14 protein-coding genes are annotated in these 14673 nt (G+C 69.5%); 7 read left to right on the forward strand and 7 right to left on the reverse strand.

All coding sequences use genetic code 11. The features are described from left to right. Positions 1–7 precede the first annotated feature (7 nt). From ACF1B9_RS15865 to ACF1B9_RS15875, 3 genes are read right to left on the reverse strand one after another with little or no spacing between them, the layout of a single operon-like run. Positions 8–754, reverse strand: coding sequence for a succinate dehydrogenase/fumarate reductase iron-sulfur subunit (locus tag ACF1B9_RS15865; RefSeq protein ID WP_072488934.1), 747 nt, complete (start codon positions 752–754; stop codon positions 8–10). Beyond that, positions 751–2700: a fumarate reductase/succinate dehydrogenase flavoprotein subunit gene (locus tag ACF1B9_RS15870; RefSeq protein WP_391743706.1), complete on the reverse strand. Its 1950-nt coding sequence runs from the start codon at positions 2698–2700 to the stop codon at positions 751–753. Before ACF1B9_RS15870 ends, ACF1B9_RS15865 begins: the two co-directional genes overlap by 4 nt. 1 nt (position 2701) lies before the next feature. Next, positions 2702–3409: a succinate dehydrogenase gene (locus ACF1B9_RS15875; RefSeq protein ID WP_391743704.1), complete on the reverse strand. Its 708-nt coding sequence runs from the start codon at positions 3407–3409 to the stop codon at positions 2702–2704. 95 nt (positions 3410–3504) lie between these two features. Between ACF1B9_RS15875 and ACF1B9_RS15880 the strand changes: the two genes are divergently transcribed. Continuing rightward, positions 3505–4395 carry a LysR family transcriptional regulator gene (locus ACF1B9_RS15880; RefSeq protein WP_391743702.1) on the forward strand — a complete coding sequence of 297 codons (891 nt, stop codon included), beginning with the start codon at positions 3505–3507 and terminating at the stop codon, positions 4393–4395. 49 nt (positions 4396–4444) lie between these two features. Here the strand turns inward: ACF1B9_RS15880 and ACF1B9_RS15885 are convergent, their stop codons facing one another. Together ACF1B9_RS15885 and ACF1B9_RS15890 are read right to left on the reverse strand one after the other, a co-directional pair. Further along, positions 4445–6619 (reverse strand): putative bifunctional diguanylate cyclase/phosphodiesterase, encoded by a 2175-nt coding sequence (locus ACF1B9_RS15885; protein WP_391743700.1) that lies wholly within the window; start codon positions 6617–6619, stop codon positions 4445–4447. Beyond that, positions 6616–7434, reverse strand: a complete 819-nt coding sequence (locus tag ACF1B9_RS15890; RefSeq protein ID WP_351084418.1) for an SAM-dependent methyltransferase — start codon at positions 7432–7434, stop codon at positions 6616–6618. Before ACF1B9_RS15890 ends, ACF1B9_RS15885 begins: the two co-directional genes overlap by 4 nt. Positions 7435–8765: 1331 nt before the next feature. Between ACF1B9_RS15890 and ACF1B9_RS15895 the strand changes: the two genes are divergently transcribed. The 3 genes from ACF1B9_RS15895 to ACF1B9_RS15905 all read left to right on the forward strand — a co-directional run bounded on the left by ACF1B9_RS15895 (position 8766) and on the right by ACF1B9_RS15905 (position 10280). Then, the gene (locus tag ACF1B9_RS15895) at positions 8766–8897 is read left to right on the forward strand and encodes a hypothetical protein (RefSeq protein WP_351084420.1); all 132 of its coding nucleotides are present in this window, start codon (positions 8766–8768) and stop codon (positions 8895–8897) included. A gap of 14 nt (positions 8898–8911) precedes the next feature. Then, positions 8912–9679 (forward strand): hypothetical protein, encoded by a 768-nt coding sequence (locus ACF1B9_RS15900; protein ID WP_391743698.1) that lies wholly within the window; start codon positions 8912–8914, stop codon positions 9677–9679. 181 nt (positions 9680–9860) lie between these two features. Continuing rightward, positions 9861–10280 carry a hypothetical protein gene (locus ACF1B9_RS15905; protein ID WP_391743696.1) on the forward strand — a complete coding sequence of 140 codons (420 nt, stop codon included), beginning with the start codon at positions 9861–9863 and terminating at the stop codon, positions 10278–10280. A 327-nt stretch (positions 10281–10607) separates the two neighbouring features. On the opposite strand, the gene ACF1B9_RS15910 is transcribed toward ACF1B9_RS15905, so the two are convergent. Beyond that, positions 10608–11447: a polysaccharide deacetylase family protein gene (locus ACF1B9_RS15910; protein WP_391743694.1), complete on the reverse strand. Its 840-nt coding sequence runs from the start codon at positions 11445–11447 to the stop codon at positions 10608–10610. Positions 11448–11612: 165 nt separating this feature from the next. Between ACF1B9_RS15910 and ACF1B9_RS15915 the strand changes: the two genes are divergently transcribed. The 3 genes from ACF1B9_RS15915 (at position 11613) to ACF1B9_RS15925 (ending at position 14481) form a co-directional block, all read left to right on the forward strand. Next, complete coding sequence (locus tag ACF1B9_RS15915; protein WP_391743692.1) at positions 11613–12074, forward strand: universal stress protein; 462 nt, start codon at positions 11613–11615, stop codon at positions 12072–12074. A 109-nt stretch (positions 12075–12183) separates the two neighbouring features. Further along, positions 12184–13632 carry an amino acid permease gene (locus tag ACF1B9_RS15920; protein WP_391743690.1) on the forward strand — a complete coding sequence of 483 codons (1449 nt, stop codon included), beginning with the start codon at positions 12184–12186 and terminating at the stop codon, positions 13630–13632. A 279-nt stretch (positions 13633–13911) separates the two neighbouring features. Further along, on the forward strand, positions 13912–14481 hold the full coding sequence (locus ACF1B9_RS15925) for a sigma-70 family RNA polymerase sigma factor (RefSeq protein WP_391743688.1): 570 nt from the start codon (positions 13912–13914) through the stop codon (positions 14479–14481). On the opposite strand, the gene ACF1B9_RS15930 is transcribed toward ACF1B9_RS15925, so the two are convergent. Next, complete coding sequence (locus ACF1B9_RS15930) at positions 14415–14612, reverse strand: zf-HC2 domain-containing protein (RefSeq protein ID WP_391743687.1); 198 nt, start codon at positions 14610–14612, stop codon at positions 14415–14417. The two genes, ACF1B9_RS15925 and ACF1B9_RS15930, sit on opposite strands and share 67 nt — an antisense overlap. Positions 14613–14673 lie beyond the last annotated feature (61 nt).

Below are 14673 nucleotides of genomic sequence, written 5' to 3' on the forward strand. Positions count from 1 at the left end.
CGTGCTCTCAGCGGCGCACCTTGCGGGTCGCCCGCAGCCATTCCTTGTTCATGGCCGAGATCGACGGCAGCGGAATGCCCTTCGGACAGGCCGTGGCGCATTCCCCGGTGAGGGTGCAGCCCCCGAAGCCCTCGCTGTCCATCTGTCCGACCATGTCGAGGACCCGGGTCTCGCGCTCGGGGGCGCCCTGCGGCAGGACATTGAGATGGTTGATCTTCGCCGAGGTGAAGAGCATCGCCGAGCCGTTGGGGCAGGCCGCGACACAGGCACCGCAGCCGATGCACTCGGCATGCTCGAAGGCGAAGTCGGCGTCCGGCTTGGGTACCGGTGTGGCGTGCGCCTCGGGGGCGGTGCCGGTCGGGGCGGAGATGTACCCGCCCGCCTGGATGATCCGGTCGAAGGCCGAGCGGTCCACCACCAGGTCCTTGACGACCGGGAAGGCCGAGGCGCGCCACGGTTCGATGTCGATCGTGTCGCCGTCCTCGAAGGACCGCATGTGGAGCTGGCACGTGGTGGTGCGTTCGGGGCCGTGGGCGTCGCCGTTGATGACGAGGCTGCAGGCGCCGCAGATGCCCTCACGGCAGTCGTGGTCGAAGGCGACGGGGTCGTCGCCGGCGAGGATGAGTTCCTCGTTGAGGGTGTCGAGCATCTCCAGGAACGACATGTCCTGCGAGATGCCGTCCACCTCGTAGGTGGACATGGCGCCGGGGGCGTCGGCGTTCTTCTGGCGCCAGACGCGCAGGGTGAGCTTCATGCGTAGCTCCGCTGGGTGGGGTGGACGTACTCGAAGACGAGGTCTTCCTTGTGCAGGACGGGTGCCTCGCCGGTGCCGGAGAACTCCCAGGCGGCGGCGTAGGAGAACTCCTCGTCCCGACGGGCGGCTTCACCGTCCGGGGTCTGCGACTCCTCGCGGAAGTGGCCTCCGCAGGACTCGGCGCGGTGCAGGGCGTCGAGACACATCAACTCGGCGAGCTCCAGGTAGTCGACGATGCGGTTGGCCTTCTCCAGCGACTGGTTGAACTCGTCGCCGGTGCCGGGCACCTTGATGCGGCGCCAGAACTCCTCGCGGATCTGCGGGATCCGGTCGAGTGCCGTGCGCAGCCCCTCCTCGGTGCGGGCCATTCCGCAGTACTCCCACATGAGTTCACCGATCTCGCGGTGGAAGGAGTCGGGGGTGCGGTCACCGTCGACGGAGAGCAGCAGGTTCAGCCGGTCCTCGGTGTCCGCGACGACCTCTTCGACGGCGGGGTGCGAGGCGTCGACCTCGTCGTGGTGGGGATTGCGGGCCAGGTAGTCGTTGATGGTCGACGGCAGGACGAAGTAGCCGTCGGCGAGGCCCTGCATCAGCGCGGAGGCGCCGAGCCGGTTGGCGCCGTGGTCGGAGAAGTTGGCCTCCCCGATCGCGAACAGGCCCGGGAGCGTGGTCTGGAGGTCGTAGTCGACCCAGAGTCCGCCCATCGTGTAGTGCACGGCGGGGTAGATCCGCATCGGGGTCTCGTACGGGTTCTCCGCGGTGATCCGTGCGTACATGTCGAAGAGGTTGCCGTATTTCTCCTCGACCTCGGCCCTGCCCATGCGCTGGACGGCTTCGGCGAAGTCCAGGTAGACGCCCTGTCCGCCGGGGCCGACGCCGCGTCCCTCGTCGCAGACGTTCTTCGCCGCGCGGGAGGCGATGTCCCGGGGGACGAGGTTGCCGAAGGCGGGGTAGATGCGCTCCAGGTAGTAGTCGCGCTCGTCCTCGGGGATCTCGTTGGCGGGGCGGTCGTCGCCCTTGGCCTTCGGCACCCAGATCCGGCCGTCGTTGCGCAGCGACTCGCTCATCAGGGTCAGCTTGGACTGGTGGTCGCCGGTGCGCGGGATGCAGGTGGGGTGGATCTGGGTGAAGCAGGGGTTGGCGAAATAGGCGCCGCGGCGGTGTGCGCGCCAGACGGCGGTGGCGTTGGAGTTCATGGCGTTCGTCGACAGATAGAAGACGTTGCCGTAGCCACCGCTGGCCAGGACGACCGCGTCGGCGAAGTAGGTGTCGATCTTCCCGGTGACGAGATCGCGGGCGACGATACCGCGGGCCTTGCCGTCGACGATGATCAGGTCGAGCATCTCGGTACGGGCGTGCAGTTCGACGTTGCCGGCGGCGATCTGCCGGGACAGCGCCTGGTAGGCGCCGAGGAGGAGCTGCTGTCCCGTCTGGCCGCGCGCGTAGAAGGTGCGGGAGACCTGGACGCCGCCGAAGGACCGGTTGTCGAGGAGTCCGCCGTACTCGCGGGCGAAAGGGACGCCCTGGGCGACGCACTGGTCGATGATCTCCACGGAGATCTGGGCGAGCCGGTGCACATTGGACTCGCGGGCCCGGAAGTCGCCGCCCTTGACCGTGTCGTAGAAGAGCCGGTGGATCGAGTCGCCGTCGTTGCGGTAGTTCTTCGCGGCGTTGATACCACCCTGCGCGGCGACCGAGTGGGCGCGGCGGGGCGAGTCCTGGAAGCAGAACTGCACGACGTGGTAACCCTGTTCGGCCAGTGTCGCGCCGGCCGAACCACCGGCCAGGCCGGTGCCGACGACGATGACGGTGTGCTTGCGGCGGTTGGCCGGATTGACCAGCTTGGCCTGGAAGCGGCGGGTGTCCCAGCGTTCGGCGACGGGGCCTTCGGGGGCCTTGGTGTCGACGACGGGCGTGCCCGTCTCGTAGTGCGAGTAGTCGGACATGTCAGCTCACGACTCCGGTCATGACGGCGACGGGTACGGAGATGAAGCCCACCGTCAGCACCAGTGCGAGGACGTTGGCGATGGTCTTGAGGACGCGCTCACGGGTTGCCCTGCCCGCGCCGAGGGTCTGGGCGGCGCTCCAGAATCCGTGCTGCACATGGAGTCCGAGGGCGAGCATGGCGACGATGTAGATCGTGTTGCCGTACCAGGTGGAGAAGGTGTCGATGACGTTCTGGTACGGGTGCCCGGACTGGAACCCGCCGGAATGCACGGTGCCCGTCGTCAGGTCGAGGATGTGCCAGACGATGAACAGGGCGAGGATGATCCCGCCCCAGCGCATGGTCCGGGTGGCATAGCCGGCGCGCGGCTTCTTGTGGACGTACTTGGCGGGGCGTGCCCTGATGTCGCGGCGGCTCAGCTGGTACGCGGAGACGGCGTGCAGCACCACGGCGAGGACGAGCACGACGCGGACGATCCACAGGGCCCACTCGTAGTGCAGGAAGGGCTCCCCCATGGTCCGCAGCCAGTGCGCGTAGTGGTTGAACTCGCCGGACCCGAAGAAGATCTTCAGGTTCCCGATCATGTGGACGACCAAGTAGAGGAGCATGATCAGACCACTCACGGCCATGATCGTCTTCTTGCCGACGGACGAGTCCCAGAGCGTACGCGTCATGGACGGCCGTCGGTCCGCCCGTGTTGCCAATGCCATGGACACGACGCTAGGGCCGAAAGGCCCCATCAGTCCAAGACATGGTGCGGCTCATGTTCATAGGCTTTGGCTATCGCCGCCGCTAGGCTGCGTGTATGCAATTCCAGCAGCTGATGTATTTCGTGGCCGTGGCGGAGACGCGCCACTTCACCCGTGCCGCGGAGGAGGTGCACGTCTCTCAGCCCTCCCTCTCCCAGCAGATCAGGGCGCTGGAGAACGAGCTGGGGGCGGAGCTGTTCAGCCGGGCGCGCGGCAACATCACCCTCACCGACGCGGGCGAGGCCCTGCTGCCGCTGGCCCGCCGCATCCTCGCGGACGCCGACACCGCACGCCACGAGGTGCAGGAGCTGGCGCAGCTGCGCCGGGGCCGAGTCAGGCTCGGCGCGACGCCCAGCCTTTGCACCGGTCTCCTGCCCGACGTGCTGCGCGCCTTCCACGACCGGCACCCGGGGATCCGACTGCTGCTGGAGGAGGGCGGCTCGCTGGACCTCGTGCGGGAGCTGGCGCGCGGCGCCCTCGACCTCGCCCTGGTCGTGCTGCCGCTGCCCGCCGCCTCCCCCGCGCTCACCACGGTCGAGCTGCTCCAGGAGGACCTGGTCGTGGTCTCGTCGGCGCGGGCGCCACGGCCCGGCCGGGGCGGGAGCGTACGCATCGCCGACCTCCAGGGTGAATCCCTGGTGATGTTCCGGCACGGCTACGACCTGCGCGAACTGACGGTCGCGGCCTGTCGCGCGGAGGGTTTCGAGCCGTCGTTCACAGTGGAGGGCGGAGAGATGGACGCGGTGCTCGGCTTCGTCCGGGCGGGGCTCGGGATCGCGGTGGTGCCCAGCATGGTCGCCGTCCGGGCCGGTCACGACCTGCGGACCACACCGCTGGCCCGGCCGGGGCTGCGGCGCACGATCGCACTCGCGCACCGCAGCGATGTGGCGCCGCCGCGCGCGGCACGCGAGTTGCAGAAGGTGCTGCTCGCCAGCCGGACGGGCTGATCCGGCCCGTCCGGCCCTCGAGAACCGCGCCGACACCCTCCCGCGTCCCTCACTCCGCGTCGGCCAGCAGCAGCGAGTGGATCCGGTCGGGCGCTCCGGGACGTGCGTAGTACCACCCCTGTGCCGTGTCGCAGCCCAGATTCCGCAGCTGCTCCGCCTGGGCCCCGGTCTCCACGCCCTCCACCGTGACCGCGAGGTCCAGGCTGTGCGCCAGCGAGACGATCCCCTCGACGATCTTCATATCGACCGGGTCCACCGGATGCTGCTGCATTCCCTGGGTGAAGGAGCGGTCCAGCTTGAGCACGCTCACCGGGAGCCGGCGCAGGTTGGCCAGGTTCGAGTACCCGGTTCCGAAGTCGTCGAGCGCTATGTCGACGCCCATCTCGGACAGTTGCCGCAGCGGCTTGAGCAGATCGTCGTCCGCACCGATGAGCGCGGACTCGGTGACCTCGAGGCACAGCGCCCCGGGGTCGAGCCCCGACCGCTCCAGTACGTCGACGGTCTCGGCGACCAGCCTCGGGTGGTGCAGCTGCGTCGGCGACAGGTTGACGTTGATCCGCAGCGGACCGCCGTCGCTGTGCCGCTCCTGCCAGAAATTGGCCTGGCGCACGGATTCCTCCAGCACCCAGCGGCCGAGCGGCACGATCAGCCCGGTGTGCTCGGCGAGCGGGATGAAGCGGTCGGGACCGAGCACCCCGTGCTGCGGGTGGCACCAGCGCACCAGCGCCTCCGCGCCGTGCACCGAGCCGTCGCCCAGGTGCACCAGGGGCTGGTACTCGATGAAGAACTCACCGCGCTCCAGGGCCGCCGGCAGGGCGGTGGTCAACCCGTGCCGGGTGATGGCACGGGCGTCCGCCTCGGCGTCGGCGAGCTCGAAGCGGTTGCCGCCCGCCGACTTGGCTCGGTACATCGTGATGTCGGCGCTGCGCAACACCTCGGCGGCGCTGCGTTCACCGGCGGGCCCTTCGACGACCCCGATGGAGCCGCGCACGGTCAGCTCACGGCCTTCCAGGCGGATCGGGGTGCTGAGCACGCCGAGGATCCGGCAGGCCAGCTCGTCGACCTCCGTCCGGGTGTCGGGGCCCGTGGTCAGGGCCACGAACTCGTCGCCGCCGAGCCGTGCCACCATCTCGCCGGGCGCGGTCGCACAGCTCTGCAGCCGGTCGGCGACCTCGACCAGCAGCCGGTCGCCCGACGCGTGACCGAGGCTGTCGTTGATGGCCTTGAAGCCGTCGAGGTCGAGGTAGCACAGGCCGAAGCGGCTGCCGTCGTCGGTTGAGAGCGCTTTCTCCAGCCGCTCGAAGAACAGCGTCCGGTTGGGCAGGCCGGTGAGCGCGTCGTGGGTGGCCTCGTACCGCAGCCGCAGGTTGAGCAGCCGACGCTCCGTGGTGTCCTCCAACAGCGCCAGTTGGTATTCCGGTCGGCCCTCGGCGTCGCGCAGCAGCGACACCGTCAGATTGGTCCACAGGACCGTGCCGTCGTTGCGGTAGTACGGCTTCTCGACCCGGTAGTGCTCGCGTTCGCCGCGGACCAGCTCGTTGTAGTACTTCCAGACCTGCGGCGAGTCCTCCGGGTGGACCCACTCGTTGATCTTGTGGCTGCGCACATGGTGCTCCAGCCCGCCGAACATCCGGGTCAGGGTGTCGTTGACCTCCAGGACATTGCCGTCCAGGTCGGCGATCCCGATGCCGACGGCCGCGTCCTTGAAGACGGCGCGGAAGCGTGCCTCCGTGGCGTGCAGGGCCTGCTCGGCATTCGAGCGGGCGGTGAGTGCCGAGCGGGCGATGGCCTCCTGTTCGGCGAGGGTCCGCTCGCGCAGCGCCTGGGTGAAGCCGGCCGCGAGGGCGTGCTGCATCCGGGCACAGCGGGCTCTGCTGTCCTCGGTCGACACCAGCGTCTCGCCGTTGCCGCCGCAGTAGAGCACGAGGTACGAGTCGACCACACCGAGCGTGCTGCTGAGCGCGTCCGGATCCGTGCAGTGCGCGCCGACGAGGGCGGCGCCCACCTCGCTCGCGGGAGCCGCGTCGAAGGGCCGCGCGTGCAGGATGTCGCTGAGCACACGGGCCAGCGGCAGCAGATGCTGTTCGAACTCCGGGCGCGTCATGGAGGTAGCCGTCGACGGGAAGATGGCCCGGCTCCAGATCGTGGCGAATCTCCGGAGCCGGTCCTCGGGGCCGTCGGGCTCCGTGTCGGGCGCTCCGGACGACTGGGCGGGAATGCTCACGCCTTGCGTCCCACTCCCGCGAAGCCCGAGAAGGCGAATGGGTCCTCGTGCTCCGGCGCCAGAGGGGTGTCGGGGCGCCAGTTCGGCATCGACACGAGTCCGGGCTCGACCATCTCGTACCCCTCGAAGAACCGGCTGATCTCGTCGCGCGAACGCATGATCAGAGGGTTGCGGATGTTCTTGTAGACGCCGACCGCGCCGCCCGCCTCCTCCTGGGTGACCGGAATCCCCTCGTACGACGCGTGGGTGATGACGACGAGGCTGCCGGGGGCCAGTGCCTCGCGCAGTTCGGTGAGCGCGCTCCGCGGGTCGTCGGAGTCCTCGATGAAGTGCAGTACGGCGACGAGGAGCAGAGCCACCGGACGCTTCAGGTCCAGCAGTTCGGAGATCTCCGGGCTCTTCACGATCTCCCGCGGGCGGCGCAGATCCGCGGCGGCGATCACCGCCCGGTCGTTTCCTTCGAGTACGGCCTGGCTGTGCGCGACCGCGACGGGGTCGTGATCGACATATGCCACCCGGGCCTCGGGGTCGGCCGCCTGCGCGACTTCGTGCACATTGCCGAAAGTCGGTATTCCGGAGCCGATGTCCAGGAACTGGGTGATGCCCTCGCTTACCGCATAACGCACGGCCCTGCGCATAAAGGCGCGATTCGCCTGCATGATCTTGGGGAGTCCCGGCAGGAACTCCATCGCCTTGCGAGCCGCTTCCCGGTCCACCTCGAAATTGTGCGATCCGCCCAGATAGAAGTCGTACATGCGAGACACGCTCGGCACAGTGATGTCAATGCCTTGCGGTGCCCAGGCGGGACGCTCCATCGATGTCTCCAACAAGTCGCCACGGCGATCCGGCCATGTTCATGGTCAGTGTTGTCCAGAGGCTACTGATCGACCGCCAGGAGAGCGAGCGGAAACGGAAATTAGCCGTCCGTTATTGGTCACACACCAGTGGCATGTGCGATCGGTCTGTCGCTACGTGTGACATTCGGCGACGAACCGGCCGCACAGAGGCACTTCGGGTTACTCGGGGGGCACCAGCAGTTCGGCGTCGGGGGCTCCACGTATCATGTGCTGCCGACGCCTTGGCCGTTGGTGTCCTCCCCGACTTCACCTCGCCGGTGAAGGTATGGACCTGACAGCAGTGGATGGCTTGCCGTTCAAGTCCGCCGGGCCGATCGAAAGCGGCAAACCCCTTGTTGGTGACGCCTTTGACATCAATCATCGCCAATGGGCGCCTGGGCACTTCCATCAGCGGGAACCCGTGCGGACCAGGTTCATCGACAGCGCGACATCCTTCTTGAAGCGTGAGACCGTCCTGCCGCACTTCTCGACGACAATGGCTCCGAGTTCCGGATCCTTCGATGCCGAATGCCTCGCGAGTTCACCGGGGTCGGCGCCGAGCGGCGCTCGGCGTTCACCGCGGCCTTCCCGTCGTCCGACGCGGACATGAACCGGCTGTCGCCCACCTGCTGCCCCTGGGCATCGCCGGCCCTGCGCCGCGCCTCATCCCGACCGCACGCCACCGTGAGCGCGAGGAGGACCTCCGGCGTCCTCATGTGCGAGGCATTCCGCCGACGGTACGCGACAACTCCCCTTCGCCCCGGCCAGACTGCGATGCGCAGTCGCTCATCCACGGCCCCCGGCAAGGGTGGTGCCCCGCTTTGTTCAACGCGTTCCCAGAATTTCCTTGAGCCGCAAACATCCGGCGCTCCATGTCCCCACCATCAGGGGAATCCGGTCCGCCCCCGGCGTGTGCCGCGACGGGCCGGAACATGCTCCCCGTCGTGTACGGATCACTCATAGGACGGCTCGCGGCGGCCGTCGTACTCCTCTGGCTGCTGAGCGCCCCTGCACCCGCGGTGGCGGACAACTGTGCGTACGCCTCCATCGGGGAGGACGGCGGGAGTTCGGCGGTCGCCGTGTCGGGCGACGGCCACTGTCACGCGGGCCCCATGCCCAAGCCGACCCCACCGCCCAGACCGGCGCCGCCCCCACCGCCACCGCCACCGCCCCCACCGCCACCGACCCATGCGCCGCCGCCTCCGGAACCGGAGCCTGCGCCACCACCCCTTGCGCCACCGCCCCCTCCGCCCTCGCCCTCGCCCTCGCCCTCGCCCTCCGTACGCTCCACGCCTCCCGCGCCCCGGCCCGTGGCGCTCCCCACCTACCGCAAGCCGCCACGCAAGGTCCCGCGCCGCGGCACCTCCCTGGTCACCCTCACCCTCATGATCACGGCCCCTGCGGTGTTCGCCGTCGCCGTGCTGCGTCCCCGCTCCCGATGACCTTCGGAGGAAACATGTCGGAATGGCTTGTTCTCACCCTCGCCATGATTGCGGCCAGCGCCGTCGTCCTGACCATCGCCGTACTCAGCAACCGTCGGCTCGCGGACGATGACGACCCGTCCGAGACGCCTGACGTCATCGAGTACATGACGATGATGATCGGCGTGGTCTACGCGATCGTGCTGGGCCTCGCCATCGCGGGCGTCTGGGAGGGCCGCAGCGCGGCCCAGGAGTACGTACGCCTGGAGGCCCAGGCCTTGCACGAGGTGAAGGCCCGCTCCGCCGTCTACCCGGCCGAGGTGCGTACGCGCATCCGCACCGATGTCGACGCCTACGTCCGTCACGTCCTCCACGACGAGTGGCGGTCCATGTCGGACCACGGCACCCTCACCGACGAGGGGGCCCGGCTCCTCGACCGGGTACGTGCCGACGTCACCGACTACCGACCGAGGAACGACCACGAGGGGCAGGCATATCAGCCACTGGTCGACGAGGTCGCCGCGGTCGACGACGCCCGCAGCGGACGCGGCCAGAGCGCCGGGGCGACCATGCCGGGCGTGGTCTGGTTCGGACTGATCATCGGGGCACTGGTGACCATCGGGCTGATCTTCACACTGCAGATCCGCAGAACCTTCCGCGAACTGCTGCTGGCCGGCCTCTTCAGCGTCCTGATCGCCTTTCTGCTCTTCCTGATCTGGGACTTCGACTCCCCCTTCGGCCGGGGCATCTCGGCCACCTCGGCACCGTTCCTCGATCTGTTCCCCGGGGCGGCAGGCGGATAGCCGTCCACCGAAAGCCGACATACGGGCAATGCGCCGCTCGGGCGAAACCGGTGCCCCGAGCGGCGCACTCGGATCGACGGAGAAATGTGCGACTTCTAGCGTTTGGCCCGTCGAGGTGCATTTCTGATGCTCTGTGGAAATCCGTTCCGCAACTGCTCCTCGGGGACCGGAGGATTCACCCATGCCCGCAATAGGTGTCGCACCCGTCGCCCTGCTCGGCGCCGCCGCACTCGTCCCGACCGTCGCGGCCGCATCCGCGTACGCCGCGACGTCGACAGGCGCGTCCTCCGCGACCGGATACACCGTCACTCCGTCGGTGATCGCGCCGGGGAGCCAGGTCGTCCTGGCCGCCCGGGGGTGCTCCACAACCGCCACGGCCGGCTCCGGAGTGTTCGACACGGTCACCATCCCCAGAGGCAGAACCGCCGCGGCCACCGTCGACCGAGAGGCACGGCCCGGCGCCGCCTACGAGGTGACGTTCATCTGCAACACGTCACCGGACTCCACGGCGAGGGTCGGCCTCACGGTCGGCCCGGCCCCCGGCGTGCCCACCACCGGCACCCCGGTCGCTCCGGCCGGTGTGCAGGGCCCACCCCGGTGACGGCGTCGCCAGGATGAACGCCGCGAAGGTCGCCGTCGGAACGGCGGTGGCGGTGGTCGCCGCCACCGCCGCCATCCATGTGGTGCGCCTGCGCAGGGAGAGCCGCCCGCACTGAGAGCAGGGCAGTGCGGCCCGATATGCCCGTCGCCCCCGGGGCAGGGGGCACGACCCCGGGGCCCGGGGGGTAGGGGCCCCGGGGCGGGCCGCCCCCCCAGCCCCCCCCCGCGCACCGGGCCCCCCCCCCCGCGCCCCCCCCGGGCGTATCGGGCCGCGGCGGCGGCCGGCCCGCGATGCCGCGCCCTGCGATCGGGCCCGCCGACCGCGCGCTCACCGGCGCTGCGGCACCGTGATCCGGTAGCCGTCCGCGAGCAGTTCGGGGAGGTACCGCCGCAGCGCGGTCACGCTCTGCGAACGATTGCCTCCCGCGTCGTGCGACAGCACGACGACGCCGGGTGCCGCCCCTTCCCGGACCCTGCGGACGATCGTGCCGGCACCCGGTTCGGTCCAGTCCAGCGTGTCGACGGTCCACGCCATCGGTTCCATCCCCAGATCGGCGCCGATCTCGAAGGCGTTCCGGTTCCACGCTCCGTACGGCGCCCGGAACCAGAGCGGCGCACCACCGGTGATCTTCTCGATCACCTCGCTGGTGCGGCCGATCTCGTCGCGGATGCCGGCCCGCGAGAGCCTGGTGACCAGGGGATGCGTCCAGGTGTGGTTGCCGATGGTGTGACCGTCGGCGGCGATCGCCCGCACCAGGTCCTGGTTGTCGTGGGCCATCTCCCCGCAGAGGAAGAACATCGCTCGGACATCGTGTTCGCGCAGCGTGGCGAGGATGTGCGGGGTGTAGAGCGGGTCGGGGCCGTCGTCGAAGGTGAGCACCATGGCCTGCCCGATCTCGGGCAGCTTCTCGAAGGGCCTGGTGCGGACGGGGGGCGCCGCGGGCCGGAAGCGGGGCGGGGCGCCCGCGGTCATCGGCCGGAGCCGGTAGGCGGAGGGCCGCGCGCGGGGGGCGGACCGGGGTCCCGCGGCGCCCGCGACCGTTGCGGAGGTCCGGGACGGTGCTCCGGCCGGGTCTGCCGCGATCACACGCACGGCGCCGGCCGTGCCGAGTCCGGCAGCCAGCCTCAGCAGCATTCTGCGCCCCGGCAGCCTCTGATCATTTTTCATGACCAACTGCTCGCACGTCGGTGAGCGCGCCCCGGTCAACGACACCGGCCGTGTGGGGTTTTGTACCCAATGGAGGGACCGACTCCGGAGCAACCGGCAGCCCCTTCCCAGGTCGCGCCGCATCCGGGGCCGGAGCCGACTCCGGGAGCGGATAGCCTCACTGCCGTGACTGACCAGCAGCCCCACCAGTTCGAACGTGGCACAGACGGCCCGAAAGTGATCGTCTCCGGCCTCGACGGGTCCGATTCGTCCATGCGTGCCGCGGCGTACGCGGCGGGACTCGCCCGTCGGCAGGGAGCCATGCTCGCCCTCGTCTACGTCCAGCCCGTGCTGCCCGCCGGGGCCGCGCTCGGCGCACCGGTCGCCGACACGACCGGAGAGGTCGCGGAGGGGCTGGTGAACGAGATCCAGGAAGCGACGGCGCGGATGAAGGACATATGGGATGTGCGCTGGGAGTTCCACACCTTCCGCGGTGATCCCTACAACGGGCTCGTGACGGCGGCGGACGAGCTCAAGGCCGATGCCGTCGTGGTGGGAGCGTCGGAATCGGCCGGGCACCGCTTCATCGGATCGGTGGCCATCCGGCTGGTGAAGGCGGGCCGTTGGCCCGTCACGGTAGTCCCGTAACCGTCGCAGAACCCACACCTCCGCCGGACGGCACGCCGTCTTTCGCCCCTCTCCCGCCTGGGCCATCATGAGCGCCCGTCAGGGACAGCCGTCAGCGAAGAGGTGACTCATGGCCAGGCTCCGGGTGGGCGAGGGTGTACTGCGCCGCAAACCGATCGAACAGATCGACGAGACGAGGCCGACAGGGGATGTCACCACTCGGCTCACCAGATCGCTCGGGTTGTGGCAGCTCACGGCGATCGGCGTGGGCGGCATCATCGGCGCGGGCATCTTCACCCTCGCCGGCACGGTGGCGAACGGCACCGCGGGACCCGCGGTCCTGCTCTCCTTCCTGATCGCGGGCGTGGCGAGCGCGGCGGCCGCGTTCAGCTACGCGGAGTTCGCGGGCCTGATCCCCAAGGCCGGTTCCGCCTACACCTACGGATACGCGGTGCTCGGCGAGCTGGTGGGCTGGTTCATCGGCTGGGACCTGCTGCTGGAGTACACGGCGATCGTCGCCGTGGTCGCGATCGGCATCTCCGGCTACTTCAGCTTTCTGCTCGGGGAGATGGGCCTCGAACTGCCGAAGTGGATGCTGGGCGCGCCGGGCACCGGGCCGGGCCATCGCATCGACCTGTTCGCCGCGCTGCTCTGCCTGCTCGTGGCGTACCTCCTGACCCTCGGCATCAAGAACGCCGCCCGCTTCGAAACGGTCGTCGTCGTTCTGAAGGTCCTGGTCGTCCTGCTCGTCATCGGCGTCGGCGTGTTCCACCTCAACACCGCCAACTACCACCCGTTCTTCCCGTTCGGCGTCGGCGGCGCCTTCACCGGCGCGGCCACGGTGTTCTTCGCGGTGTTCGGGTACGACGCCATGTCGACGGCCGCCGAGGAGTCCAAGGACGCCCAGCGCCACATGCCCAAGGCGATCCTGTACTCCCTCGCCATCTCGATGGTGCTCTATGTGGCGGCGTGCCTGGTGCTCACGGGGATGCAGAGCTACAAGGACATCGACCCGGAATCCGGGTTCTCCACGGCCTTCAAGTCGGTCGGGCTCAGCGGACTCGCCAATGTGATCGCGGTGGGCGCCATCATCGGCATCCTCACCGTGATGTTCACCTTCATGCTCGGCGTGACCCGGGTGTGGTTCTCGATGAGCCGCGACGGGCTGCTGCCCAAGTGGTTCGCCAAGACCCATCCGACCCGGCACGTACCGACCCGGGTGACCTGGATCGTCGGCGCGGCTTCGGCCGTGATCGCCGGGTTCCTGCCGATCGGCGAGGCCGCCGAGCTGACGAACATCGGCATTCTGCTGGCGTTCGTGGTGGTGTGCATCGCGGTGATCGTGCTGCGCTACAAGCGGCCCGAGCTCCCCCGTACGTTCCGCACCCCCGGCATGCCGTTCGTGCCGGCCCTGGGCGTGGTGTTCTCGGTCTGGCTGATCACCTTCCTGCAGTGGCAGACGTGGGTGCGCTTCGTGGTGTGGTTCCTGATCGGTCTGGTGATCTATTTCGGTTACTCGTACCGGAAGTCCGAGATGGCGAGGACACCGGAGGCGGGAACAGGCACGGGAACGGGTTGATCCGTCGCCCCGTGCTCCTTCGCCCCGTCCGCCGAGGGGACGGGGCGAAGGGCTGCCCGGCGTCCTGCGAAGCCCCCGACGCCCGCACGGGCACCGCGTCGGCCACCGTGCGCACCACCGGGCCGGCCGCCGCCCGACCGTTCACCGCACCATTCGCCGCACTGTGCGACCGCTCGTCGCACGGAGCCGCCCATCGACTGTTCCTCGGAGCCCCGATGCGTTCGTATACGCCAGTCGGCAGCGAAACTGCAGGGGCCACCACGGGGAAGGGCGTTCACGATGACCACCACGACGACCGATGAGCGGGCCCTCGCGGATGTCCAGCGGGAACACGGCCCCGCCCTGTTCCACTTTCTGCTCGGGCTGACCTTCGGCGACCGGCAGCGGGCCGAGGATCTGCTCCAGGAGACGCTGGTGCGGGCCTGGCAGCATCCCGAGGCCTTCGACGCTCCGTACGACTCGATGCGGCCCTGGCTCTTCACCGTCGCGCGGCGCCTGGCGATCGATGCGCGCCGGTCGAGGCAGGCCCGGCCCACCGAGGTGTGCGACGTCGTGCTGGAGACCGCCGCGGGCGAGGAGGACACCACCGAGTCCACGGTCTCGGCCCTCGACGTGCGCGACGCGGTGCGCACCCTCAGCCCGGAACACCGCGCCGTCCTCGTCCAGATATATTTCCGCGGCCTCAGCGTGGGCGAGACGGCCCGGGTCCTGGGTGTTCCGGCGGGCACCGTCAAGTCCCGGTCCTACTACGCGCTGCGGCAGCTCTCCCGCAACCTGCCGGGCTACTCCAGCAGGTCGTCCACGCTCAGCAGGGCGAGCAGCGACACGGCCTCCGCGGCCTCCACGTAGTCGGCGGCGCAGCGGTCGCACGACTGCAGATGGCGGGAGACCGTACGGGTCTCCTCGGCCGTGAGCGCATCGAGGACGTAGGCACCGAGCAACTGCCGCACGTGCGGGCCCTCCCCGGGATCGGCGGTCATCGCATCCTCGTGTCGTGGACGGGTCCGGTCGTGACGGATCCTGTCTTTCTGGCCACGCGGG

Source organism: Streptomyces sp. NPDC014727 (genome assembly GCF_043083485.1).
In the GTDB taxonomy this organism is placed as follows: Bacteria; Actinomycetota; Actinomycetes; order Streptomycetales; family Streptomycetaceae; genus Streptomyces.